Origin of the sequence: Arthrobacter sp. HS15c, from assembly GCF_040812005.1 — a bacterium.
Classification (GTDB): Bacteria; Actinomycetota; Actinomycetes; order Actinomycetales; family Micrococcaceae; genus Arthrobacter.
The window spans coordinates 31,755-56,277 of sequence record NZ_JBFOHM010000013.1 but is presented as its reverse complement, the minus strand read 5'-3'; the positions used below and the strand labels follow the sequence as shown (position 1 = coordinate 56,277).

Annotated in this window: 16 protein-coding genes and 1 pseudogene; 8 read left to right on the top strand and 9 right to left on the bottom strand. The window is 66.2% G+C overall.

The window, feature by feature from the left end; genetic code table 11:
• Positions 1-21: 21 nt before the first annotated feature.
• The 4 genes from ABV518_RS20170 to ABV518_RS20155 all read right to left on the bottom strand — a co-directional run bounded on the left by ABV518_RS20170 (position 22) and on the right by ABV518_RS20155 (position 9,247).
• Positions 22-3,165, bottom strand: a complete 3,144-nt coding sequence (locus tag ABV518_RS20170) for an efflux RND transporter permease subunit (protein WP_367770739.1) — start codon at positions 3,163-3,165, stop codon at positions 22-24.
• Position 3,166: 1 nt separating this feature from the next.
• A complete protein-coding gene (locus ABV518_RS20165; protein ID WP_367770736.1) occupies positions 3,167-3,622 on the bottom strand; it encodes a hypothetical protein in 456 nt (151 codons plus the stop codon).
• Positions 3,619-6,795 (bottom strand): efflux RND transporter permease subunit, encoded by a 3,177-nt coding sequence (locus ABV518_RS20160; protein ID WP_367770734.1) that lies wholly within the window; start codon positions 6,793-6,795, stop codon positions 3,619-3,621. Before ABV518_RS20160 ends, ABV518_RS20165 begins: the two co-directional genes overlap by 4 nt.
• A 163-nt stretch (positions 6,796-6,958) precedes the next feature.
• Positions 6,959-9,247 (bottom strand): PEP/pyruvate-binding domain-containing protein, encoded by a 2,289-nt coding sequence (locus ABV518_RS20155; RefSeq protein ID WP_367770732.1) that lies wholly within the window; start codon positions 9,245-9,247, stop codon positions 6,959-6,961.
• Positions 9,248-9,545: 298 nt separating this feature from the next.
• Between ABV518_RS20155 and leuS the strand changes: the two genes are divergently transcribed.
• Both leuS and ABV518_RS20145 read left to right on the top strand, forming a co-directional pair.
• Entirely contained in the window at positions 9,546-12,071 is a 2,526-nt protein-coding gene (leuS, locus tag ABV518_RS20150) for a leucine--tRNA ligase (protein WP_367770730.1), read from the top strand.
• Between the two features lie 57 nt (positions 12,072-12,128).
• The gene (locus ABV518_RS20145) at positions 12,129-13,136 is read left to right on the top strand and encodes a DegV family protein (protein ID WP_367770727.1); all 1,008 of its coding nucleotides are present in this window, start codon (positions 12,129-12,131) and stop codon (positions 13,134-13,136) included.
• A gap of 152 nt (positions 13,137-13,288) precedes the next feature.
• On the opposite strand, the pseudogene ABV518_RS20140 reads toward ABV518_RS20145, so the two are convergent.
• Positions 13,289-13,847, bottom strand: a pseudogene (locus ABV518_RS20140) (dihydrofolate reductase family protein).
• A 198-nt stretch (positions 13,848-14,045) separates the two neighbouring features.
• Here ABV518_RS20140 and ABV518_RS20135 point away from each other — a divergent pair.
• The 4 genes from ABV518_RS20135 (at position 14,046) to holA (ending at position 18,526) form a co-directional block, all read left to right on the top strand.
• Positions 14,046-14,477 (top strand): DUF309 domain-containing protein, encoded by a 432-nt coding sequence (locus tag ABV518_RS20135; RefSeq protein WP_367770725.1) that lies wholly within the window; start codon positions 14,046-14,048, stop codon positions 14,475-14,477.
• A gap of 222 nt (positions 14,478-14,699) precedes the next feature.
• A complete protein-coding gene (locus ABV518_RS20130; RefSeq protein ID WP_367770722.1) occupies positions 14,700-15,608 on the top strand; it encodes a ComEA family DNA-binding protein in 909 nt (302 codons plus the stop codon).
• Positions 15,609-15,632: 24 nt separating this feature from the next.
• Positions 15,633-17,591, top strand: a complete 1,959-nt coding sequence (locus tag ABV518_RS20125) for a ComEC/Rec2 family competence protein (protein ID WP_367770719.1) — start codon at positions 15,633-15,635, stop codon at positions 17,589-17,591.
• Positions 17,510-18,526 carry a DNA polymerase III subunit delta gene (gene holA, locus ABV518_RS20120; RefSeq protein WP_367770716.1) on the top strand — a complete coding sequence of 339 codons (1,017 nt, stop codon included), beginning with the start codon at positions 17,510-17,512 and terminating at the stop codon, positions 18,524-18,526. Before ABV518_RS20125 ends, holA begins: the two co-directional genes overlap by 82 nt.
• A 140-nt stretch (positions 18,527-18,666) precedes the next feature.
• Here holA and rpsT read toward each other — a convergent pair whose 3' ends face one another.
• Together rpsT and ABV518_RS20110 are read right to left on the bottom strand one after the other, a co-directional pair.
• A complete protein-coding gene (gene rpsT / locus ABV518_RS20115; protein WP_066291556.1) occupies positions 18,667-18,927 on the bottom strand; it encodes a 30S ribosomal protein S20 in 261 nt (86 codons plus the stop codon).
• 170 nt (positions 18,928-19,097) lie between these two features.
• Positions 19,098-19,688, bottom strand: coding sequence for a type II toxin-antitoxin system PemK/MazF family toxin (locus ABV518_RS20110; protein WP_367770712.1), 591 nt, complete (start codon positions 19,686-19,688; stop codon positions 19,098-19,100).
• Between the two features lie 184 nt (positions 19,689-19,872).
• Between ABV518_RS20110 and lepA the strand changes: the two genes are divergently transcribed.
• Both lepA and hemW read left to right on the top strand, forming a co-directional pair.
• Positions 19,873-21,726 (top strand): translation elongation factor 4, encoded by a 1,854-nt coding sequence (gene lepA, locus ABV518_RS20105; protein ID WP_207307736.1) that lies wholly within the window; start codon positions 19,873-19,875, stop codon positions 21,724-21,726.
• Between the two features lie 36 nt (positions 21,727-21,762).
• Positions 21,763-22,992, top strand: coding sequence for a radical SAM family heme chaperone HemW (gene hemW, locus ABV518_RS20100; RefSeq protein ID WP_367770708.1), 1,230 nt, complete (start codon positions 21,763-21,765; stop codon positions 22,990-22,992).
• Between the two features lie 44 nt (positions 22,993-23,036).
• Here hemW and ABV518_RS20095 read toward each other — a convergent pair whose 3' ends face one another.
• Positions 23,037-23,456, bottom strand: coding sequence for a DUF4870 domain-containing protein (locus ABV518_RS20095; protein WP_131133058.1), 420 nt, complete (start codon positions 23,454-23,456; stop codon positions 23,037-23,039).
• A gap of 101 nt (positions 23,457-23,557) precedes the next feature.
• Positions 23,558-24,403: a DUF3097 domain-containing protein gene (locus ABV518_RS20090; RefSeq protein WP_367770705.1), complete on the bottom strand. Its 846-nt coding sequence runs from the start codon at positions 24,401-24,403 to the stop codon at positions 23,558-23,560.
• Between the last annotated feature and the right edge of the window lie 120 nt (positions 24,404-24,523).

The window sequence follows — 24,523 nt, the reverse complement described above, 5'->3', positions numbered from 1 at the left end:
TCATTCTCGTGGGGATTCTGCCTAAACCGCAGGCGCAGGTTCCAGCCTGTGTGCCTTGTGCGGGCGCCCCTTGCCGCCTTTGGCGAAACGCAGGTACAGCGAGGGGACGATGAACAGGTTGACCAGCGTGGACGTGACCAGCCCGCCCAGGATCACCACGGCCATAGGATGCTCGATCTCGTGGCCCGGGATGTTCCCCATCACCACCAGGGGCACCAGGGCCAAGGCAGTGGCGAGTGTGGTCATAAGGATCGGAGACAAGCGCTCTGCAGCCCCCCGAAGCACCAGCGCAGGTCCGAAGGCCATGCCCTCGTACTGCTCCAGGTGCTGGCAGTGGTTGATGAGCAGGATGCCATTGCGTGCCGCGATCCCCATCAGGGTCAGGAAGCCAACCAGCGAACCGAGGGACAGGATTCCGCCGCTGAGGTGGGCGGCGATCACCCCGCCCACGAGCGCCACAGGCAACGTCAGGATGGCCAGGGTGGCAAGACGCCAACTCTTGAAAGCAGCCTGCAGGAGGAAGTACACAACCAAGACGGCGCCTATCGAGAACAGCAGCAGCCGTTGGGACGCTGCCTGGCGTTCGGCGTATTCACCGAGGACAGCCGCGTTGTAGCCGACCGGAAATTGCATGGTTTCCATGCCGGACTTGAGCTTCTCCACGACCTTGGCCAGATCGCCTTCCTTGACGTTGGCACTGACGTCGATGCGCCGGGAGCCCTCCGAACGCTCAATAACATTGGGTGTGGGCTTTACCGCAATCTTGGCCACGTCAGACATCCGGATTTTCTTTCCGGACGGCGTATCCAGGACGAGGTTCTCGATGCTTGTGACGCTCGCGCGGATCTCCGGCGCGCTCCATACCTGCACATCGTAGGCTTTGCCGTCCCGGTAGACGTCGCCCACCTCTTCGCCGGCCACCAGTGTGGCCGCGGCGCGCCGCACATCGCCCGGTTTCAGCCCGAACCGGTTCGCTGCTTCCAGGTCCACTTCCACATCGATCTGCGGAATATTGGCCTGAAGAGCAACCTTGGCACCGATGGCTCCGTCGATGCCGCCGAGGATCTCTTTGATCTTGTCGGCCTCCTGGCGGAGTATCGCCAGGTCGTCGCCATAAACACGGACGACGACGGCGTACCCGGTTCCGGTGAGCACCTCGCGGATGCGTTCCTTGAGGTACGTCTGCACGTCCCGTTGGATTCCCGGGTACCCTTCCACAACTGCCTGCACTGAAGCCAGGGTTTCGTCGTAATCGACACCAGGGTCAACGCTGATCCAGTTTTCACCGAAGTTGACACCCACCACCTCATCGGCAGCGAACGCCTGGCCGATGTGTGACCCGCAATTGTTCACGCCGGGAATGGTCATGAGTTCGTTGCAGGCCAGTTGGCTGACACGGACTTCTTCGGAGTTTGAGGTACCCGGCTGCGTGATCCAGTGCATCAGGAAGTCGCGTTCCTTGAAGGAGGGCAACAGTGACTGGCCCAGCAGCGGAGCCGCCACGATGCCGATCACTCCAACGGCGGCCAGGGTCAGGTAGCCGGGGACAGGACGCCGGACCAGTGGCCGGAGTGCATTGCCGTACCAGCGCTTCAGAACCCGGACTACGGGCGGATCCCTGTCCTCGAGTTTGGCATTTCGAAGGAAGACGTAGGCCATCGCCGGGGTAACTGTCAGCGCCACGAGCATCGACGCAAACACCGCGAGGGTATAGGACGTAGCCAGCGGCCGGAAGAAGGCCCCCGTCAGTCCGTCCAGGAAGAAGATCGGAACCGTGGCGGCCACGATGATCAGCGTGGCGTAGACGATTGGGCCGCGCACCTCAAGCGAAGCGTTGACCACTACACGGGCAGTGCTGCCCGTGCCGCCAGCTGCCCGGTGGTGCCGAAGGCGCCTGACAATATTTTCGACGTCGATGATGGCATCATCCACCACCACCCCGACGGCAATCACCAACCCCGCGAGCACCATGGTATTGATCGTCCCGCCGGTCCAATACAGCACGAGGGCCGCCGCCATCAGCGACAGCGGGATGGCCAACACGCTGACCAGTGCCGTCCGCCACTGGAAGAGGAAGACACTCAACACCATGATGACCAGCAGACATCCCAGCAGCAGGGCGATGCCGAGGTTTCCCAAGGATTCCTCAATGAACGTCGCCGGCCGGAAGATGGTGGTGTCCACGGCGATCCCGGTCAGGCCGGGCTCCAGCTGCTTCAGTGCATCTTCAACTCCCCGTGTTACTTCGAGGGTGTTGCCCCACGGCAGTTTTTCCACGATCAGCATCAGTCCGGGACCGCCGTTGATGACGGCGTCACCAATGAGCTGCTGGTGGTCCTCCACCACGGTTGCCACGTCGCTCAGCTTGAGCGGGGACTGTCCCTCCCGGTCCTCCAGCGCCACTTGCGCGAGGTCTGCGGGTGTGGTGATGGGTTGGACGTGCCTGATTCCGATTGACTGGGTGGGCGTGTCGAGGGACCCGCCGGTGCCGATCATGGCGCCGGAGGAATACTTGAGCAGGCCGGCATCCAGGGCATTGGCAGTAGTACTCATCACGGTTTCAAGGCTGACGTTGTTGGCTGCCAGCCTTGCCGGGTCGGCCTGGACCTGGAGCATCTGAAGGCGTTCGCCCCAGATTGCCACGTTTGCCACGCCGGGAACTCGGAGCAGATGGGCCCTGATGTTCCAGTAGGAGATCATTGACATCTCGATCAGGGACCGGGTGTCGGAGGACAGTCCGATCTTCATGACCCGGCTGGTGGACGAGAGCGGCTGCAGCATCAGCGGTGGCGCCGCCCAGGTGGGCAGCGTCGGGATGACCGTCGCCATCCGCTCGGACACCAGCTGCCGTGCGGTCAGCAGGTCCGTGCCGTTCTCGAATTCCATCACGATCGAGGACAGCTGCGGTACCGACTTGGACCGCATGTGGTGGAGCCCGTCGATGCCGTTGAATGCCTCTTCCATGGGAACCGATACGAGTTCTTCCACCTCAGCGGCAGTAAGCCCCAGGCAGGCTGTCTGGACTTCGACCTTAGGCGGCGCGAACTCGGGGAACACGTCAACGGAGGCGTTGCTGAGCTGGGCGCCGCCCACGATCATCAGCGCCGCGGCCATGGCGATGACGATCGATCTGAACCTCAGGCTGGCCGCGACGATCCGCCGCATGTCATTTACCCGTGTTGAACTCGGCGCCGAACAGCTCAGCCGCGCCGACCGTTACCAATACTGTCCCCGCGGCCGGGCCGGCACTGGCGGTGACCGCGCCGGCTTCGACTTTGGTCACGGTGACGGACTGTCGTTCGTAGACGCGCGGCTCAGGGTTGATGTAGACCCAGGTTTTGCCTTGGGCGTCGTACAGCAGCGCAGCGTAGGGGAGCAGGACTCCTGAGCCTCCCGGATCGGGTTTGGCCGTGTCGGTGAGCAGTTGCAGCCGGTCAATTGCCCGCTGGCTCAGCGTGATGCGGGCAATACCCGTGGTGGCGTTCTTTTCCACCTTGGCCGGCGCTTCAGCGGCGGATTCGGCCAGGGCTGAGGGTTGCGCGCAGGCGGGCAGTGCAAACAGTAATGCTGCACAGGCGGCGGCCGCCATTGGCCGGTACCGCAGGGGCCTTTTGCTGGTCATGATACTTCCACCTTTTCCGGCATAACGGGCATGACAGGTATTTCGGATTCGTAGACTTCAGACCACTCTTCCGGTTCAGTGCGGGGACCGAACCAGAGCGTGAGGAGCGGGAGCACAAAGAGCCCAACAAGGGTTGTGGTCACGAGGCCGCTGGCAATGATGAGCAGCAGCGGTACCATCAAGGCCTCACCCACGGTGCCGCCGAGTAGGGCGGGCGGTATCAGCACGAGGAGGGTTATGATGGCTGATTTCAGGACCGGTGTTATCCGGTCCCGTGCCGCAGTCATGACCACATCAGTGCGTGACAGCTCCGGAGACTCCTGCCAGAGTTCATCTACACGCGCGGACAGGAGTGCCGCATTGCGTGCCGCGATGGCCAGGACGGCCGCGAAAGCAGTCAATGACAGCCAGGACAGGGACGCCGCCCCGATCCACGCGGCGATCGCCGCTCCGGCCAGCGCCGCGGGAAGCGTCAGGAAAACTGCGAGAGCAAGTTTCCAACTCCGCACGGCGGTCTGGAGCAGCAGCAACACGGTCAGGATGGCCGCGATTCCGAGTCCGTGAACCAAGGTGTCCGCGGCCTGCAGCTGGCTGTATTTCGCGGGGACCTCGGCGTGGTATTCGAGCGGGAACTGGATTTGCTGGAGTGCCGCCTCGATATCCCGCTGGATGTCTGCCAGCGGGCGTCCGCTGACGTCGGCCACAACGTCGATCCGCCGCGAGGTGTCATCATGCTGGATGACAACTTCACTGGGTACCATGCGTACTTCGGCGATCTGGCCGAGTTGGACGTGGCCGCCGTTGGGAGCATCCAGGAGTAGCTCACGGATGCTGGTCAGGTCATCCCGGACACCAACCGCGCCTCGAACCACCACTTCGAACACCTTTTGCTGTTCAAAGAGGTTGCCGACGACGATGCCCTGCATGAGCGTTGCCGCGGCGCGCCTGGCGTCACCGGGCTTGATGCCGAACTTTTGGGCTGCTTCAAGATTGACCTGGACCTCTACGATCGGGGTCATGTCTGCGGCGGCGATGATCGGGTTCTTGACACCGTCAATCTTCTGGATGGCCTTGCGGACTTCTTCTGCCTTTTCGCGCAGCACCGGCATTTCCGTTCCGTAAACCCGCACAGCAAAGCCGGGCTCAAGAGAGGAACGCATGTCACCGATGGTCTGTTGCGAGTAGTTCAGCACGTTGTGCGCGATGCCGGGGTACCCCTGCACCACATCCCGTACTGCCCGCTCCGTTTCAGCGAAGTTGGCATCCCGTTCAATCGACACCCACAGCTCTGCAGAGCTGTTGCCTACCACCTGGTCCGCGGAGATGGCGCGTCCCACATGCCCGCCGACTCCGGAAACGCCTGGGAGCGCCCTGAGTTCATCGGAGGCCCGGGCGGCGATCCGCCGGACTTCGTCAGTGGAGGTACCCGCCATGGTGTCCCACTGGACCAACAGCGTCCTGTCGGGCATGGTGGGCACAAGCGGTTGGTTTCCGGTCAGTTGCGAGCCGGCAGCGATGCCAAGGATTCCCACGACCGCAACAGCCACAAGGGCCAGCGTTTTCCGGGAGTTGACCTCGCCCAGGGCGCGGCCATAGGACGCCTTCCCGCGCCCGACGGCCGGGAGTTCCTTGCTCTTTGCCGTCTTCGGCGGAAGCAGGAAATGCGCCAACACCGGCGTCACGGACAGCCCAACGATCAGGGCGGCGGCCAGGGTCAGCGCCAGTGACCAGAAGACCGGCGAAAAGAATGAGCCGCCCACCCCTGTCAGGAACAGCGTCGGAACGAGAACAACCACCATGATCAGCGAAGCGTGGAACAGCGGGGTGCGGACCCCGCGCAGGATGTGGCTCATCCGCGACGTGGGCTGGGCCTCCGTCCCGGACGCTGGCTGAACCGAGATCTGTCGCCGGTGGGCCTGGACGTCTTCGACGACGTCGCCCACCATCACGGACATGCCCAGAAGGACGCCCAACAGGACAGTGATGTTCAGCGTGGCGTTTTGCGCGATCAGCACCACGGCTGCCGTCGTGACAGTCGCGGCGATGGCCACGAGAGCAATCAAGGCCACCCGCCAGGAACGGAACAGCAGCCAGAAGAGGGCAACTGCTATCAGCAGGCTGACCAGCAAGGCAAGTCCCAGGCTGTTGACGGAGTCCTGGACACCGGTTGCAGGCCGGAATACGGACGTATCGAGTTGGACTCCTGTGAGGCCGGGCTCCATGTCCTTCAGGGCCGCCTCGACTCTACGGGTGACCTCCACGGCGCTGGTGCCAGGGAACTTCTCGATCACCAGCATCAAGCCGGCGTCGGCTCCCACAATGGCGTCGCCGATCAGCGGCTGGTGGTCTTCCTTGACCTGGGCGATGTCGCCCAGGCGCAGCACCGGGTCCGTTTCTTCCACGCTCACCTTGGCCAGATCGGCCGGGGTGCGGATGGGAAGGACATGCTGGATGCCCAGGCGCTGGCTCGGCGACTCCACGAAGCCGCCGGTCCCCGGCGTTGAAGCTTCGAGGAAGCTCAGCGGCGAAACCCAGACGGCGTTGCCCGTGGTCTTGACAAGCTGCTCCAGAGTGATGCCCTTGTCACGCAGCTGCGTCGGAGTGACCTCCACCTGCAGCTGCTGTTCGCGCTGGCCCCAGATGGACACATTGGCCACGCCCGGGATACCGATCAGCCGCGGCTTAATTTTCCACCGGGCCAGGACCGACATCTCAATGCCGGAGAGTTCTTTGGAGTCCATCCTGACCATGAGCACACGGCTGGTGGAAGACAGCGGCTGCATGATCAGCGGCGGCGATGAGACGTTAGGCAGCGCGTGCGCCTGCGTCATCCGTTCCGCGACCAGCTGGCGGGCGCGCAGGAGGTCCGTGCCAGGCTCGAAGACCAGTTCGATGGACGACAGCCCAGGGACGGATTTCGAGCGGATCTCGTCCAGCCAGGCCACCCCGTTAAGGAGGTCTGCTTCCATCGGTGCAGTGATGAGCTGCTCAACTTCAACAGCGGAAAGCCCGAGGGCCTCCGTTTGGATCTCTACCTGTGCGGGGGCGAACTCCGGCATCGTGTCCACGGCCATATGCGGAACATTGACGACGCCAAAAGTGATGAGCCCCGCAGCGAGGGCAAGAACCAGGAAACGGAACTGCATGCTGAACCGGGTAACCCAGCCAAACATGGTCGGTCCCCGCTAGTTCTTCGCAGGGATGATGGACGGTGTTCTCAGTCCGTCACATCGTTGTGGTGGACATAAACGCCAGGTATACATTTCAGGCTCCTCGACCTGAGACCAGCCAGTTACCCCCACAGACTTGAAAATCAGAATGGACCCGATTGCCCGATTAAACAAGGGGCCCGGGAAGACTCATGGCTGGACTCTGCAGTTCGACGATTCCCGCGTTGCCGTCGACTGTGACCAGTTGGCCGGTGTGGAGGATTTGGGTGGCGTTGCCGGTGCCTACGACCGCGGGAATGCCGTACTCGCGGGCCACGAGGGAGGCATGCGCGGCCAGGTTGCCGCCGTCCGTCACAACGGCCGCGGCAGCCGCAAATAACGGGGTCCATGCCGGCGCCGTTGCCTTGGCCACCAGGATCTCGCCCGGCAGGAACCGGGAGAATTCCTCCGGACCATCCACCACCCGCACGCGGCCCTGTGCCCGGCCCGGGCTGGCCGGGTGCCCTACCAGGGCGCCCGCCGGAAGGTTGCCCGTGCTGCGGGCGCTGTTCGCGATCCTGTCGAACATGTTACCGAGCAGAGGCGGCAGCTTTCCCAGCGAGAGTGGAGCTGCCAGTTTCCGCTGGCGCTGCCACTCCGTACGCCGCCGGTCAACATTTTTATGCTGCGGCGGTGCGTTCAGGCGTAAGGCGTCAAATGTCAGGAAGTAGACGTCCCCGGGCGCCTGGATGATGCCTTGGTCGTGCAGGCGGGCTCCTATTTCCGCTGCGCACCGGCGCAAAAGGGGCCAGCCCAGGGTGAAGTCCTTGGCCTGCTCCTCGCGGAGCAGGGCGTAGTGCTGTGCCAGGCCGAGGAGGCTTTCAAACCGCTTCAGCCGTCCTCCTTTCAGCAACGCACGGCAGGAGGCCTCAGCGGCGCGGCGCCGCTCAGCTGCCGACGGCGTCGGCGCATGGCGTGGCGGGTTGCCCTCCCGGGCCTGTACGGGCTCGCCGGGTTGCTCGCCCGCCGTCCTGTGGTACCAGTCGATGCTATAGACGGCGTGCGGGACCCCGGCGGGCAGGGCGGGAGCCAGGCCGCCCAGGAGCGTCTGGTATCCGATGGCCTCCTGTGCCCCCGGTGTCGCGTGGCCCGCGAGCGCTACGGCGAGGTGCCGGCGCCAGAACCGCGCCAGTACCAGCTCCATCTTCCAGGCGGCACCGCCGGTGGCCGCAAAGAACCAGAGGTACTCGCCGGCCTTCCTCGCCACCTGTTCCACGGTCTCTATGAGTTCCGGCAGCGTGGCCGTCCCGGCGGCGTCCAACGACGTGTCCACAAGGGTCCGGTACGAGGGCAGGCATTCGGTGCGCCATTCGTGTTCGAGGGCACGCAGGACCGTCCTGTCTGCCCCGGCGGGGTCGACCATGGGCCGCACCACGGAGTTGAAGAAGTAGGGCACGGACCGGGGTTCGCCGCCGAACAGCAGGTGCGGCAGTGCCTTGGGATTCGGTGGGGAGACGTAGTACCAGCCGTTGACCTGTCCGTGCCCCATTTCCACTGAAATGCCGGCAGACGCGAAGACAGCCTCGTTGTAGGCGGCGTCCATCCGCGGAATCACCCAGTCCATGAACAGGGGCGTGACCGGTTCGGGCAACCATTCGCCCAGACGGAAGTTCCTGAGCCAGGCTCCTTTGCCCGGCGGCTCCCATCGCACGGGTTCCGGAAGGGCCGTCATCGGCCGGGCCTGCAGGATCTGGACCTTGCCCGTGGGGTCCAGTGCCCACTCGATGTCCTGCGGGCAGCCGAAATGGCCGGCGACCTGTCGGGCGCAGGTGGCCACCGCCGTCGCGCTTTCCGCCGACAGGACCCGGCTGGCGCCGCGGACCCGAACGGACCGTCCCTCGCGCACAACCCACTCTTCGCCCGTTTCCACGCCGGACACCAGAGCCTCCGCCAGGCCCTGAACCGCTGAGATGACGGTTTCGGTGCGTTCCCCGGTCAACGGGTTGGCGGTAAAGGCGACGCCGGCGGCGACAGGATCCACCATCTGCTGGACGAGGACTGCCATGGCGGCTCCCTCGCCCGTCCCCGGCCCGATGGACGCTTCATAGGCGCGGACACGGCCGGCGCCGGCGGATGCAAAGCAGTGGTCCACCGCCGCGGCAAGGCCGTCGGGGGCAACGTTGAGGTAGCTCTCGTACATGCCTGCAAAGGAAGCGCCCGACAGGTCTTCCGCGGCCGCGGAGGACCGCACCGCGTATGGGCCGGGCCCGGCCGCCGCCGCAGCTGCCTGGAATTCTGCATCCAAATGCCGGGCTTCTGCAGCTGCAAGCGCGGCCTCGGTCACCACAAATCCGGCCGGAACGCGGAAGCCGGCGGCGCTGAGGGCGGACAGGGCGGCGGCCTTGCTGCCGGCGGTTTCCCTGGCCGACGCGGCCGGGTGGCCGAGCGGGGGGAACAGGATGTCTTCATTCACCATCAGTCACCGGTCCGGGTCAGTTGTTGCACGGCGGGCTCCAGTCTATTCAGGCGGGGCCGCGCCGGATAGGGCAGAAGGCACCACGGCGCCCCGCCCTGGTGCGCTAAAGTAGTTCCATGCGTGCGATCCTTCTGCTTAGCTAGCCGCCCGGTATCCGGATTCAACCGGATAGCCGTGCGGCAGCCCCTCCATGGAGAGGGGCTTTTGTGTGTCCGGGCGTGTTTGCCGGGCCGGCAGCAGAAGGGATCAAAGAAGTTATGGCCGCACAGATGCCGTAACAGAACAGAAGAGGGCAGCAGTGAGCGTTCAGCCGGAGACAGAGACCGGAACAGCAGCAGTGGCAGCCGATGGCCCCGAGGAGGGCACCTACAGCTTCGCTGCGATGGAGGCCAGGTGGCCGCAGGTATGGGAAGACCTCAAGGTCTTCACCCCCGCCGATGATGGATCCCGCGAGCGCCGCTACGTCCTGGACATGTTCCCGTACCCGTCGGGCGATCTGCACATGGGCCACGCCGAAGCGTTTGCCATGGGCGATGTGGTGGCGCGGTACCTGCGCCAGCAGGGCTTCGACGTCCTGCACCCGATCGGCTGGGACTCCTTCGGCCTGCCGGCGGAAAACGCCGCCATCAAGCGCAACGCCCACCCCAGTGAGTGGACCTACGCCAACATCGACACACAGGCCGCATCGTTCAAGCGGTACGCGATCTCCGCGGACTGGTCGCGCCGGCTGCACACCTCTGACCCGGAGTACTACCGCTGGACCCAGTGGCTGTTCAAGCGCTTCTACGAGCGTGGCCTGGCCTACCGCAAGGATTCCCCTGTCAACTGGTGCCCCAAGGACCAGACGGTGCTGGCCAACGAACAGGTGGTCAACGGTGCCTGCGAACGTTGCGGTACCGCCGTCACCAAGAAGTCGCTGAACCAGTGGTACTTCAAGATCACCGAATACGCCGACCGGCTGCTCGATGACATGGACGAGCTGCGCGGCCACTGGCCCGAACGCGTCCTGGCCATGCAGAAAAACTGGATCGGCCGGTCCGAAGGTGCCCACGTCAACTTTGTGATCGAGGCCGACGGCGGCAAACCCGCCAAGGACGTCACTGTCTTCACAACCCGCCCGGACACCCTCTACGGTGCAACGTTCTTCGTCGTCGCCGCCGACGCGCCGATCGCCGTCGAACTGGTCACCGATGGGCACGCCCAGGCCCTGGACGCCTACCGCGAACAGGTCAAGGCACTCACGGAAATCGAACGCCAGTCCACCGAGCGCGAAAAGACCGGCGTCTTCACCGGCCGCTACGCCATCAACCCGCTGAACGGCGAGAAGCTGCCCGTGTGGGCCGCGGACTACGTCCTGGCCGACTACGGCACGGGCGCCATCATGGCCGTCCCCGCACACGACCAGCGCGACCTCGACTTCGCCAAAACCTTCGACCTGCCCGTCCGCGCTGTCCTGGACACCGGCGAGGAGGACCCGGCGGTGTCCGGCAAGGCAACGGCGGGGGAGGGCACCCTGATCAACTCAGGCGTCCTGGACGGCCTGCCGAAGGCCGAAGCCATCCCCGCTGCCATCGACATCCTGGAAAAGCAGGGCACGGGCGAGAAGTTCGTCAACTTCCGCCTCCGCGACTGGCTCCTGAGCCGCCAGCGGTTCTGGGGTACGCCCATCCCGATCATCCACTGCCCCGCCTGCGGCGAAGTGCCGGTGCCCGACGAGCAGCTGCCCGTCACCCTGCCGGCCGACCTGCGCGGCGAGGACCTCTCCCCGAAGGGGACGTCGCCGCTGGCCGCCGCCGAAGCCTGGGTCAACGTTGAATGTCCCAACTGCCATGGACCGGCCAAACGCGACACCGACACCATGGACACGTTCGTCGACTCGTCCTGGTATTTCCTGCGGTTCGTCTCGCCGCAGTTCACCGAGGGTCCCTTCGACCCGGCCAAGATCAACGAGTGGATGCCCGTTGGCCAGTACGTGGGCGGTGTCGAGCACGCCATCCTGCACCTGCTGTACGCCCGCTTCTTCACCAAGGTCATCCACGACCTGGGCATGATCGACGCCGACGAACCCTTCAGTGCGCTCCTGAACCAGGGCCAGGTCCTCAACGGCGGCAAGGCCATGAGCAAGTCCCTGGGCAACGGCGTTGACCTCGGCGAGCAGCTGGACAAATACGGTGTGGACGCCGTCCGCCTGACCATGATCTTCGCCTCCCCGCCGGAGGACGACGTCGACTGGGCGGACGTATCGCCGTCGGGCTCCGCGAAGTTCCTGGCCCGGGCCTGGCGCCTGGCGCAGGACGTCACCAGCGAGCCCGGTGTTGACCCCGCGGCCGGGGACCGTGCACTGCGTTCCGTCACGCACCGCACGATTGCCGACGCCGCGGCGCTGCTGGACAGCAACAAGTTCAACGTGGTGGTGGCCAAGCTGATGGAGCTGGTCAACGCGACCCGCAAAACCATCGATGCAGGCGCAGGGGGCTCCGACCCCGCGGTGCGCGAAGCCGCGGAGGCCGTCGCGGTCATCCTCAGCCTGTTCGCGCCGTACACCGCCGAAGACATGTGGAATGTCCTGGGCCACCCTGCCTCCGTCGCGAACGCCGGCTGGCCGGCCTACGACGAAGCGCTCCTGGTCCAGGACACCGTGACGGCCGTCGTCCAGGTGCAGGGCAAGGTCCGCGACCGCCTCGAAGTCTCCCCGGAGATAGGCGAAGACGAACTGCGCGCACTGGCCCTCGCCTCGGAGAACGTCCAGCGCGCCCTCGACGGGCGGGGCATCCGCACCGTCATCGTGCGTGCACCTAAACTGGTGAACATCGTCCCGGCCTAGCCGGAGCACCGGCCGCCGGTTCCTTCCGGCGGCCGGCAATTACTCCAGGAGGCGCACTTGCCCGACCGTGATTCCGCCGCCTGGCTATGGCTCCGGGACCGTCTGGCGGCCCTGCGCCCCGCGCCCCGGCCGGAAATTTCCGGTGCCGGCCAGGCCGACGTCGTCCGGACCGCAGTGGTCACGGACTCCGCAGCCGCCCTGCCGGCAGATTGGGTCAATGCCTGTGCCGGCGACGGGCGGCTGACCGTGATTCCCATGCCCGTCATGGTGGGCGAGGAAATCTACGGCGAGGGCGAAGACGACATCACCGAAACCATTGCCCTCGCACTCGCGAGCGGCAAATCCGTCAAGACCTCCCGCCCGTCACCGGGCCAGTTCGAACAGGCCTTCCTCGCAGCGGAACGCCGCGGCTACGAAGCCGTGGTCTCCATCCACATTTCCGGCGGACTGTCAGGCACCGCGGACGCGGCCCGCCTGGCGGCGGGCCGGGTGGGAATCCCTGTCGAGGTCATCGATTCCGGCACCGTCGGAATGGCCCAGGGCATGGGCGTACAGGCCGCCGTCGTCGCCGCGGCAGGGGGAGCGGACGCTGCCGGCGTACGGGCCATGGCCGAAGGGCAGCTCGGCCGCACGAAAGTGTATTTCTACGTCCCCAGCCTGGAGCAGCTCCGCCGGGGCGGAAGGATCGGGGCCGCCGCCTCCCTGTTCGGGACCATGCTGGCCATCAAACCCATCCTGGCGGTCGACGGCGGCAAGATCGTTCCGCTGGAAAAGGTCCGCTCGGCAGCCAGGGCAATAGCCCGGCTGGAGGAGATTGCGGCCGCGGACGCTGCTTCCCGGCCTGCAGGCAGCGTCAGCCTCGCTGTCCACCACTTCGGGAACCCCGCAGAAGCCGAGGCGCTTGCCGACAGGCTGGCGGCCGCCCTCCCGGGTTGCCCGCGAGCCCAGATCAGTTCGCTTCCGGCAGTCCTCGCCGCCCACGCCGGGCTGGGAGTCCTTGCCGTGATCGTAGGGGACGGCGGAACGTCGGAACCTGCCGCCGGACTCCCGGGCCTACCCACATAGCCACACTCCCGGAAACGGCCTGACTCGTACAGCCTGCCATCGTCGCCATCAAGGGTGCGGTCATCCGGAGCCAGCGCACTTTGAGCGTGGTCAGCACACCGGGCCATATTTTGCGGGCCCTGGCCTGCACGAGTCCGGCAGCGCCGACGGAGTTAGTTGACGCGGCGATAGCGGATGTGCGTGGCCAGCGGTGAGTGAAGCACCTCGGCGGGCGAAGATGCGCTCTCCCGAACCGAGCAGGACCGATGCGATGTCGAGGGTGAGCTCGTCGATCACGCCGGCGATCAGTGCCTGTCGGACGGTCGAGGCGCCACCGGCGATGTCCACGCCCTCATCCCTGCGGCCAGACACGCTGCAGAGTAGGCCGCGTCGAAGCCCTCGGTGACGAAGTGGAAGGTTGTGCCGCCGTCCATCTGGATCGGGTCATGTCTGTGATGGGTCAGCACAAACACCGGCGCATGGTACGGCGGTTCGGCTCCCCACCCACCCGGTCCATTCCTCATCCCAGTCCCCGCGGATCGGGCCGAACATGTTCCGACCCATCACATACGCGCCCCGCGGGCGCATGAGCCACTCTTCCGCGACCTTGTCGGCATGGTTGGCACGTGGGTCGCCGATGTGCCAGCGGTGCAGCTCAAGCCCCCGCTTACCCAGTGGGTCCTCTCGGCTCTGGTCCGGCCCGGCGACGAAGCCGTCCAGCGAGACCGACATGTGGCAGGTGGTGTCCGGCACGGGAACCTCTCAAGTGATGCGAGATGAATGCGGTCGTGTGGGGGATGCTGGGGATCCTGGCACGGGCCTGCATCCTGCCGACCGAGCGAAGTGCATGGCTCGGTTCGAAGGGGCGAGCCGTAGGATTGGGCAGATGAAGGTAGGCAAGGTCCACGGACGCTCAGAGCGGAAAGTGCAATGACCGGCGACAGGGATCGGGATGCTTCAAGGCGCCCGCGGCAGGCCCGGCCACGTGACGCCCTTGGACGGCCGCTGCCGTACGGAAGTGCTGGCGTGGAGCCGGTCTCCGAGGAGCCGCTGCCGCCGGCGGAGACGTTGGTCTCGGCCCGGAGGCTGGTGGAAGAAGGCCGGCCCTTCGCCGCGCATGAGGTACTTGAGGCCCGATGGAAAGCTGGGCCGGCCCAAGAACGCGACCTTTGGCAAGGTCTCGCCCAGATCTGCGTCGGGCTCACCCACGCTGCCCGGGGGAACAGTGTTGGCGCGCTTCGGCTCTTCGAGCGCGGTGCAGTCCGACTTGAGGAGTACGGTTCAGGCGAAGGGCCGACCTACGGGCTCGATTTGTCCGCCGTTGTGACTTGCGCGCGTGATCGGATGGGCACCGGCGGCTGATCCCGGGACCAGCATTCTCGCGGCACCCTCGAATTCTCTGGTAAGAACGACGCCCAGGTCGAGTGCAGCACGGAACAGCGGCATGCACTGGTCCGGAATCCTGAGGGAGCTCGTCGGGTAGGGTGACGCTCCGGGACCGGCCGCCGGGCTGGTGCCCGGCTCTTTCCACATAGCGGCACCCCGGACTTTTCCGGACAGGCTGGTATCCCTAGCGTGGGGGACATGTCACGCCGGGATGCTGGGGCCGCAGCCAGCCCTGCGGCGCGCCATGCCGGCCGGCGTTTGCAGGCTACCCTCGGATCCGGTTCCGGCGGGCTCCTGCCCGGAAGCGGGGAAGGTTTTGTTTACGGCGGCGGCGCGGGCGAGGATCCAGATCCAGTCGATGGATGCGGAGCGGAAACCGCGCCCGGAACCTTAACCGGGTCGGTCCGGACCGGGCCGGTCCTCAGGTGGCGGCTGGGACTGAAGGTGGCCGTGCTCGTGGGCATTGCCGCCGTCGTGTGCGGGGCCTGTTTCTGGTGGCAGGTTTCCACTGGGCGGCCAGACGTGCTGCCGCTCAGTGACATCACGCCGTCAGGAAGCTCCGTTCCGGGCGGATCCGGGCCGGAGCCGCCGGGCGCGGGAACTGAGAGTCCAGGACAGCCTGGCGCGGATGCCGGACCCGGGGGAGCAGCGCCCGCGGTGCTGCACGTGGCCGGGGCTGTCGCCCGGCCGGGCGTCGTTGAGCTTGCGCCAGGGAGCCGGGTTCACGATGCCATCGCAGCCGCCGGCGGGGGAACCGCGGCAGCGGACCTTGACCGGCTCAACCTGGCCGCCGTCGTTGTGGACGGTCAGAAGATTTATGTGCCGCGGCAAGGTGAACCCCTGCCAGCCGACTCCGGCGAACCCGCGGCGGGTGAGGCCGGCGCAGGCGGCGCCGGACCGCCGGCCGCCGCGGGCAAGATCAACCTCAACTCGGCCGGTATTGAGGAACTTGGAACATTGCCCAAGGTGGGCCCGGTACTTGCCCAGCGGATCGTGGACTGGCGGAAGGAACACGGGCTGTTCACCTCGGTCGAGGAGCTCGACGCCGTGGACGGAGTGGGACCAAAAATGCTCGAGACCCTGTTGCCGTTGGTGAGCGTGGAGTGAAGTCCCCGGACAGGTCAGGTCCTCGTGGGTAGCCCCAGCCGGTGGAGCCGGTTTGTGGAGGCGGCGGTCAGGGCGCCGGGCACTGGCGCCGGCGAACCCGCCAGCTACTCCGCGCAGCCCACGAAGCCCCTTGCCCGGGCTGGTAGGGGACAGCTGGCAAAACCTGCAGGGGAAACCGTCCGCCGCGTGGTCAGGGAGAAGGTGCGCGGGCGGCCCCAACCTTCGTTCCCGGCAGATGGGCCGCGGCGGCGCACCGACGTACGGCTTGCCCCTGCCGCGGCGCTGGTCTGGTGTGCCGCCGTCGCCGGGGTCTGGCTGACACCGGCAGCCCTCCTCGGCCTGTGCTGTGCGCTGCTGCTGATTGCCACGGTTCTCCTCGCCAAGGCCCAGCGGATCGGTGTGCCCCGCAGTTTCCTGACCACCGCCGCCATCGCCGTACTGCTGGCCGTGTGCACCGCCGCGCATTCGGCTGTTGCGTCGTCGCAGCGGCACGATGGCCCCCTGTCCGATGCGGTGCGGGACGGCACATCGGTGGTTGCCATCCTGGAAGTCACCGGGGCGCCGCGTGCCGTATCCCCCGCAGGGCAGAGCGGGGTGGCCGGGCGGTGGGCCGTGCCGGCCACCGCCCTTGATGTCACAGCCCGCGGCCAGGTAATCCGAGGCCGCGCCGACATCGTGGTCATGGGCGGCGGCGACTGGGGCTCCGCGGCGCCTGGTCAGCGCATCCGCAGCGCGGGGAGGCTCAGGCCTGCGGATCCGGGCCAGGCGGAGGCCGGGATCCTGGCGGCCTCAACAGCCCCGGTGCTGTTGCCAGGCGGCCACCCGGGCTGGCACGAAGGCGCGGCGCAGCTGCGCGGCCGCTACGTCTCCGCGGCGTCGTTCCTGGCACCGGACGCCGCCGGGCTCCTGCCCGGCATGGTCACCGGGGACACCAGCGCACTGGATGAAGGACTGACTGCCGCCATGCAGGCCGTTGGCATGACCCACCTGACGGCCGTCAGCGGGGCCAACTGCAGCCTGGTTCTTGGAGCCCTCCTGATGCTGGCCCGCAGCCTGCGCCTGCCCAGGGTGCCGGCTGCAGTGATGGCATTGTCGGGTCTGGGGTTGTTTGTCCTCCTGGTGGGCCCCGATGCCAGCGTCCTGCGGGCCGCCCTGATGGGTTCGATCGCCCTGGCGTCACTGGCCGGCGGACGGACGGGCCGGGGCCTGAGTTTTCTGAGCCTCGCCGTCATCGGGCTTTTACTGTTCGACCCGGGCCTGGGTACCAGCTTCGGGTTCCTGCTGTCCGTCCTGGCCACCCTGGGAATTATTGTGCTCGGCCAGCGAATGGTGGACAGGACGCCAGCCGTCGTGCCGCGCTGGGTGGCGGCGGCATTCGCCGTACCGCTGTCCGCGCAGCTGCTGTGCAGTCCCGTTATTGTCCTCCTGCAGCCGCAATTCTCCACCTACTCGCTGGCGGCAAATGTGGTGGCCGCCCCACTCGTTGCGCCGGTGACGCTGCTTGGCACGGCCGCGGTTCCCCTGGTGGTGCCTGCGCCGTGGGCTGCAACCGCCCTGATCGCAGTTTCGGGCACTTTCTGCAGCGGTGTGGCCGGGACGGCCAGGTTCATGGCGGGCCTTCCCGGCGCCTCACTGCCGTGGCCCGAGGGTGTCTTCGGGCTGTTGACCATGGCTGCGCTGTCCGTGCTCACGCTCGCCATGGTGCTGCTGGCACTTCGTCCGCGCGTGGCAGCGGAAATGCTCCTTGGCCTGCACCGCCGCGTCGAGAAGATCCTGGAAAAGGTGGAACACGTTGACTGGCCGTCAGGGCCCCGTCGAATGCCCACCCGACGTGGCTTGGTGCCACGGGCCCGCCGTGGCAGGCTTAGATATTGCACAAAAACCTCCGGAAGGAACCCAGCATGGCCGCTGCGCCGAATGCACGAAACAGGACCACGGCGTCCGGCACGGCCACCTGGCGGGACGTGGAACCGGCGGGCGTAGTCCTGATCGGCGGTCCGGAGGAGTATCTCGGGATCCGGGCGATGGACCGTATCAGGGCGCAGGTACGGGCAATTTCGCCCGATGTCGAAGTCACAAGGCTCAACGCGGCAAGCTACGAAGCCGGGTCACTCACCCTGCACGTCAGCCCGTCCCTCTTCGGTGAGAACAAGCTGATCGAGGTCGAGGGCGTTGAGAGCATGAACGATGCCTTCCTGGCCGACGGGCTCTCCTACGTGGCCCGCCCCGAGCCCGACGTCGTACTGGTCCTGCGTCATGGCGGCGGCGTCCGGGGAAAGAAGCTCCTCGACGCCGTCAAAGCGGGCGGCTGGCCCGTGGTGGACTGCCAGCCGCTGAAAAAAGATGCCGATAAAACCGCATTCGTCACCTCGGAATTCAGGGCTGCCGGCCGGAAAATAAGCGGCGAAGCCGTCCAGTCCCTGGTCAACGCCGTGGGCGCCAGCCTGGCCGAACTCGCGGCAGCCTGCAGCCAGCTGATCGCGGATGCAAGCGGGGCCGTGACGCCCGAGCTGGTGGACCGCTACTATGGCGGCCGGATCGAAGCCACAGCCTTCAAGGTTGCCGACGCCGCCATGGCGGGCAACGGGCCGGCGGCCCTGTCCGCGCTTCGCCACGCGCTGGCCACCGGAGCCGACCCCGTTCCACTGGTGGCCGCGCTGGCCGCCAAGCTGAGGACTGTCGCCAAAGTGGCGGGCGCGCGGGGGTCGTCCGCGCAGATCGCCCGGGATCTGGGCATGCAGCCCTGGCTCGTGGAACAGGCCCAGCGTGACGTTCGGCGCTGGACGCCGGAGGGCCTGGTCCGTTCCATCCAGGTCACCGCGGAAGCTGATGCGCAGGTCAAGGGACTTTCGCGGGATCCGGTCTACGCGGTGGAGCACGCTGTCACGGTCATCGCCACCTCCGCACGCGGGCACTGAACGGCCTGAGGGCGGCTGCACACCGTGCTACCTGGCGGGCTGTCGGCTGCGGTGGTGGAACAGGGGCAACGCGCTTAAAGCGGTGTGGCCGGCACCCAGGGGGTGCCGGCCACAACCATCAGTTCAGGGAACTGGAAGCCTTACAGTGCGTTGACCTTCTTGGAGATCGCCGACTTGCGGTTCGCTGCGTTGTTCTTGTGCAGAACACCCTTGCTGACAGCCTTGTCCAGCTTGCGGCTGGCGGCAACCAGGGCAACAGCAGCTGCATCCTTGTCGGTGGACTCAACGGCGGTGTTGACGGCGCGGATGGCCGTCTTCAGCTCAGACTTGACTGCGTTGTTGCGCAGGCGTGCCTTCTCGTTGGTGAGGATGCGCTTCTTCTGGGACTTGATATTAGCCACGTGTGAACTCTCTTTTTAATGCGGAAATGGTCTAGAGGGCTTTCAGATTGGCCATTGACTGAGCGGCGTGGGGATACCTATGGCGGCCAACCATCAGTGGCCGTCGACCTGCACGGACACACAGCTATAAAGAATAGCAGATTGGGCCGAAGGCTGGCCATTTGGCGGCCCTAGTTCCAGCCGTGTCGCCTGCGCAGTACTGCGGCAACCAGTTCGAAACGTCGCCGGTCGAGTACGGCGCCTTCGCGGCGGATCCCGTCGGGGCTGATCTGCAGGATCCTGTCCACCTTTGCTTCGCTGGGACGGGACTGCCGGTCCCAGGCCCCGGTTCCGATATCCACGTAGTCGTTGCCTGCGTGGGCGTCCTGGTCGTGGTCGCGGCTGGTGAGCATCAGTCCCAGAAGGTAGCGGCCGCTATGGCCGACCAGAAGGACCGGGCGGTCTTTGCCCCTGGTGTGGTCTTCTTCGTAGGGCACCCAGGTCCATACGACCTCGCCCGGGTCCGGGGCGCCGTCCGGCTGCGGGGCGTACCGGACCGTGGAAGTTCCGCGGAAATCGCCAGGATAATCGGTGACCGGCCCCGGCCCGCGGGAGGCCCTAGACGACGTCGGCTTTGGCCGGGCCGTAGTTCGTGCCGGCGTCTCCGCGGCAGGGCTGCCCGCCCTGGTGCGGGGGGCGGCGTTTGAGTCCCGCCGCATCTTGTCCAGGATGCGGACAGTCTTCTGGAATGCGTTGACCAGTGAGCGGAAGTTCAGTGCCATGGGGAAACCCTATCGCCGGGCGGGAAATGCCGGTCTTGCAGTGACACCCGGGTGTTGCCCGACGGATGCGGTGTGGCAGGCCCTGACGTGGGACACTGGAGGTTGAAAATATGCGGCCTGTCCGCCAGCGTGCCCCGGTGCGCCCTGGCTGTGTCCGTGTGAATGCCAACAGTAAGGACCCTGCGTGTCTCCCATGGCCCGCACCGCCCCGGTGCCCGCCGCGACAGATCCGGCCATTATTCGGAATTTCTGCATCATCGCGCACATTGACCACGGTAAGTCCACCCTGGCCGACCGGATGCTGCAGTACACCGGAGTGGTCCAGTCCCGCGACATGAAGGCCCAGTACCTGGACCGGATGGACATCGAGCGTGAACGCGGCATCACCATCAAGTCCCAGGCGGTCCGCATGCCTTGGGAACTGGACGGCACCAGCTACGCGCTGAACATGATCGACACCCCCGGCCACGTGGACTTCACCTACGAGGTATCCCGCTCGCTTGCGGCTTGCGAAGGCGCAGTGCTGCTGGTTGATGCGGCGCAGGGCATCGAGGCCCAGACCCTCGCCAACCTCTACCTGGCGATGGAAAACAACCTCACCATCATTCCGGTCCTGAACAAGATCGACCTCCCGGCCGCCCAGCCGGAGAAATACGCGGCCGAACTGGCCAGCCTGATCGGCGGCGACCCCGACGAGGTACTCCGCGTCTCCGGCAAGACGGGCATGGGCGTCGAGGCGCTCCTGGACAAAATCGTGCGTGACCTGCCGGCCCCGACGGGCAACGCGGACGCCCCGGCCCGTGCCATGATTTTCGACTCCGTCTACGACACGTACCGCGGCGTGGTCACCTACGTCCGCGTGGTTGACGGCATGCTGCACCCCCGCGAACGCATCCAGATGATGTCCACCAGGGCCACCCACGAACTCCTCGAGATCGGCGTGAGCTCCCCGGAACCCACCCCGTCCAAGGGCCTCGGCGTCGGCGAAGTGGGCTACCTCATCACCGGCGTGAAGGACGTCCGGCTGTCCAAGGTCGGCGACACCGTCACCAACCTTGCCAAGCCCGCCTCCGACTCCCTTCCCGGCTACGCGGATGCCAAGCCCATGGTCTTCTCCGGCCTGTACCCGCTGGACGGCACGGACTATCCGGTGCTCCGCGATGCGCTGGAGAAGCTGATGCTCAACGACGCCGCGCTGGTCTACGAACCCGAAACGTCCGCCGCGCTGGGCTTTGGCTTCCGTGTGGGCTTCCTGGGCCTGCTGCACCTGGAAATCACCCGGGAGCGGCTTGAGCGCGAATACAACCTGGACCTGATCTCCACCGCCCCCAACGTGGAGTACGAGGTAACGCTGGAGGACAAGAAGGTGGTCCACGTGACCAACCCCAGCGAATACCCCTCCGGCAAGATCGCCGAAGTCCGCGAGCCGATGGTGTCCGCCACCATCCTGGCGCCGAACGAATTCGTGGGCGCCATCATGGAGCTGTGCCAGAGCCGCCGCGGTGTGATGGGCGGCATGGACTACCTGTCCGAGGACAGGGTCGAAATCCGGTACCGTCTACCGCTGGCTGAGATCGTGTTCGACTTCTTCGACATCCTCAAGTCCAAGACCCGCGGCTACGGCTCGCTGGACTGGAAAGCGGACGGCGAGCAGGTGGCCGACCTCGTGAAGGTGGACATCATGCTCCAGGGCGAGCAGGTGGATGCGTTCTCGGCCATCACGCACCGCGACAAGGCGTACGCCTACGGCGTGATGATGACTACCAAGCTGCGCGAGCTGATTCCCCGCCAGCAGTTCGAGGTCCCCATCCAGGCTGCCATCGGCTCCAGGATCATCGCCCGGGAAAGCATCCGCGCCATCCGCAAGGACGTGCTTGCCAAGTGCTACGGCGGTGACATTTCGCGAAAGCGCAAACTGCTGGAGAAGCAAAAGGAAGGCAAGAAGCGCATGAAGATGGTGGGCCGCGTCGAGGTTCCGCAGGAAGCCTTCATCGCCGCGCTGACCACCGACGAGTCCAAGGACAAGGCCAAGAAGTAGTGATGACTGTGGCCCGAGGCACCGGAGGCCGCACCCGTGCCTAGCGTTCTTCCCCTCGGCGACCCGGCGCCGTCGGACGGCCTGCTGCCCCCGCAGGCAGCCGACGGTGCGGCGGACCGCGCCTTTGGACTGTATGTGCACATTCCGTTCTGTGCAGTCCGGTGCGGCTACTGTGATTTCAACACGTATACGGCCACCGAGCTTGGAGGCGGCGCGTCGCAGGACGCCTACGCCAGCACTGCCGTGTCCGAGGTGGACTTCGCAGCGACGGTCCTGCGGGCCTCCGGGATCCCGGACCGGCCCATGAGCACGGTGTTCTTCGGCGGTGGAACGCCCACGCTGCTCCCCGCGGAAGACCTCGCGCGGATCCTGGCTGCCGCCGTCGGCCGCTGGGGGCTGGAACCCGGCGCCGAGGTCACCACCGAGGCCAACCCTGACTCGGTCACTCCGGAGTCCCTTGCCGTCCTGAAGAACGCCGGCTTCACCAGGGTATCCTTCGGCATGCAGTCCGCCGTTCCCCATGTGCTCAAAGTCCTGGACCGGACGCACACTCCCAGCCGCGTGCCGCAGGTGGTGCAATGGGCGCGTGACGCCGGCCTCGCCGTGAGCCTGGACCTGATCTACGGGACCCCGGGGGAATCACTGGACGACTGGCGGTACTCCCTCGAGACTGCACTGTCCTACGAGCCGGACCATATCAGTGCCTACGCGCTGATCGTGGAGGACGGCACCAAGCTCGCCGCGCAGATCCGCCGGGGTGAAGTCCCGGGAATTGACGACGACGACCACGCCGACAAGTACGAGCTCGCCGACCAGCTGATCGGCAAAGCCGGGCTCGGCTGGTATGAAGTCAGCAACTGGGCTCGGACGCCCGACCAGGCCTGCCGCCACAACCTGGCCTACTGGCGCGGCGACGACTGGTGGGGCATCGGCCCCGGAGCCCACTCACACGTGGGCGGTGTGCGCTGGTGGAACGTCAAGCATCCCACGGCCTATGCCGGCAGGCTGGCGCAGGGGCTCTCACCGGCCGCCGGGCGGGAAACCCTCGACGACGGCACACGGGACATGGAACGGATCATGCTCGAGGCGCGGCTCGTCACCGGTGTCGGCATCAGTTCGCTGGGGGAGTCCGGCCGGAAAGAAGTGGCCGGGCTCATCGCGGACGCGCTGGTGGAGCCAGCGCAGGCATTCAGGGGCCAGCTGGTGCTGACGCTGAAGGGCCGGCTGCTCGCCGACGCGGTGGTGCGCAGGATCCTGCCGGACTAGCCCCGCGTCCGCGGCCTCGGGACGCCGCTTGGCGCGTGCGGGGATTACTTGATCCAGCGCAGGTTGTACTGGTAGCGGTGCGGCTGGCCGCGGTTTACGTGGATGCCCGCTGCAACGGAATAGCACGTCAGCGCAATCCAGATCAGCGTGGCAATGACGGCGAAGATGTTGCCGATCACGGGGATGAACACCAGCAGGTTGGCCACCACGGCCGCGATGGTGGGAGGCAGGCTGAAGTTCAGCGCTTCCTTCGATTCCTGGGCGGTAAACGGCCCGCGGTCCCGGAAGATGAGGTAGATCAGCAGCGACGGAACGCACCCGAGAATGCCGCCGAAGTGCGCCAGCGTAGCCCACTGCCGGTCTTCACTGGCCGTCAGGGGCAGCGCGTTTGCCGGAACGCCATGGTACTCGGAGCGGCCCTGGCCGCCCTGGTTGTCCCTGTGTTCGCGTGCGTTTTCTGCCACGGTGTCTTCCTTCGAAAATGCAATGGTGCGTTGATGTAGAACATTCAAACTTACAGGGTGCCGGGCCAAGTGCAGAGGCACCTGCAGTACCAAGAATACTGCTAGGGAACGGTCAGGAAGTCGATGACTTCTTCCACCCTGCCCAGCAGCGATGCTTCCAGGTCGGCGTAGCTGCGGACCGCGCCCAGCAGTTTTTGCCAGCCCAGGCCGATGTCTTCCTTGGTGGAATGGGGCCAGCCGAACGCCGCCAGGATGCCTGTCTTCCAGTCCTGGCCCCGGGGGACGACGGGCCAGCTTTCAATTCCCAGCACTGCAGGCCGGATGGCCTGCCACACATCGACATAGGGATGGCCAACGATGAGGACATTGCCTGCTGCCCCCGGCGAGGCCATCACGGCGTCCGCGATCCGGGACTCCTTGGAGTCCGGCACCAGGTGGTCAACGAGCACGCCCAGCCTGCGGCCGGGACCCGGGGAGAAGTCAGCCACGGCGGCGGCCAGATCATCAATGCCGTGCAAAGGCTCGACGACGATGCCTTCCACCCGGAGGTCGTCTCCCCAGACCTTTTCCACCAGTTCGGCGTCGTGCTTGCCCTCCACCCAGATCCGGCTGGCCTTCGCCACCTGTGCCCGCTGGCCGGCGACACGGACCGAACCGGAGGCCGTCCGTCCGGCCGGCGCGGTGGCTTGCCGGGGTGCCGGCGGCATGAGCCGGATGGGCTGCCCCTCGAGGAGGAAGCCGTAGCCAAGCCGGAAGGACCGCGATTTGCCCCGCCGGTCCTCCAGCGCCACGACATGCATGCCGCCGGATTTTTCGACCCTCGTCACGGCGCCCACCCAGCCTGACTGGACATCTTCCAGGACCATGCCCCGCTCCACCGGCACTTCCGGGAGCTGGTTCCTGACGGGGGCGGCGATCTCCTGGGGGCCCCAGTTCTGGTATTGCATGGATGTGTTCCGCCTTGCCTAGGTCCTGGCCCGGAATTTCGCCCGGAGCGGTACCAATGCTAACAACGGGGTGAGTCATATTAGACTGTTAGCACTTAGGCATGTCGAGTGCTAAGCCGC

Excerpts from the sequence above, each read along its gene's own strand:
- ABV518_RS20110 (WP_367770712.1), bottom strand. The coding sequence starts at position 19,688 with ATGGCACTGAACTTCCGCTCACTGGTCAACGCATTCCAGAAGACTGTC.
- ABV518_RS20160 (WP_367770734.1), bottom strand. The coding sequence starts at position 6,795 with ATGTTTGGCTGGGTTACCCGGTTCAGCATGCAGTTCCGTTTCCTGGTT.
- ABV518_RS20135 (WP_367770725.1), top strand. The coding sequence starts at position 14,046 with ATGACCGGCGACAGGGATCGGGATGCTTCAAGGCGCCCGCGGCAGGCC.
- ABV518_RS20090 (WP_367770705.1), bottom strand. The coding sequence starts at position 24,403 with ATGCAATACCAGAACTGGGGCCCCCAGGAGATCGCCGCCCCCGTCAGG.
- ABV518_RS20170 (WP_367770739.1), bottom strand. The coding sequence starts at position 3,165 with ATGCGGCGGATCGTCGCGGCCAGCCTGAGGTTCAGATCGATCGTCATC.
- ABV518_RS20155 (WP_367770732.1), bottom strand. The coding sequence starts at position 9,247 with ATGGTGAATGAAGACATCCTGTTCCCCCCGCTCGGCCACCCGGCCGCG.
- holA (WP_367770716.1), top strand. The coding sequence starts at position 17,510 with ATGGCCGCTGCGCCGAATGCACGAAACAGGACCACGGCGTCCGGCACG.
- ABV518_RS20165 (WP_367770736.1), bottom strand. The coding sequence starts at position 3,622 with ATGACCAGCAAAAGGCCCCTGCGGTACCGGCCAATGGCGGCCGCCGCC.
- ABV518_RS20130 (WP_367770722.1), top strand. The coding sequence starts at position 14,700 with ATGTCACGCCGGGATGCTGGGGCCGCAGCCAGCCCTGCGGCGCGCCAT.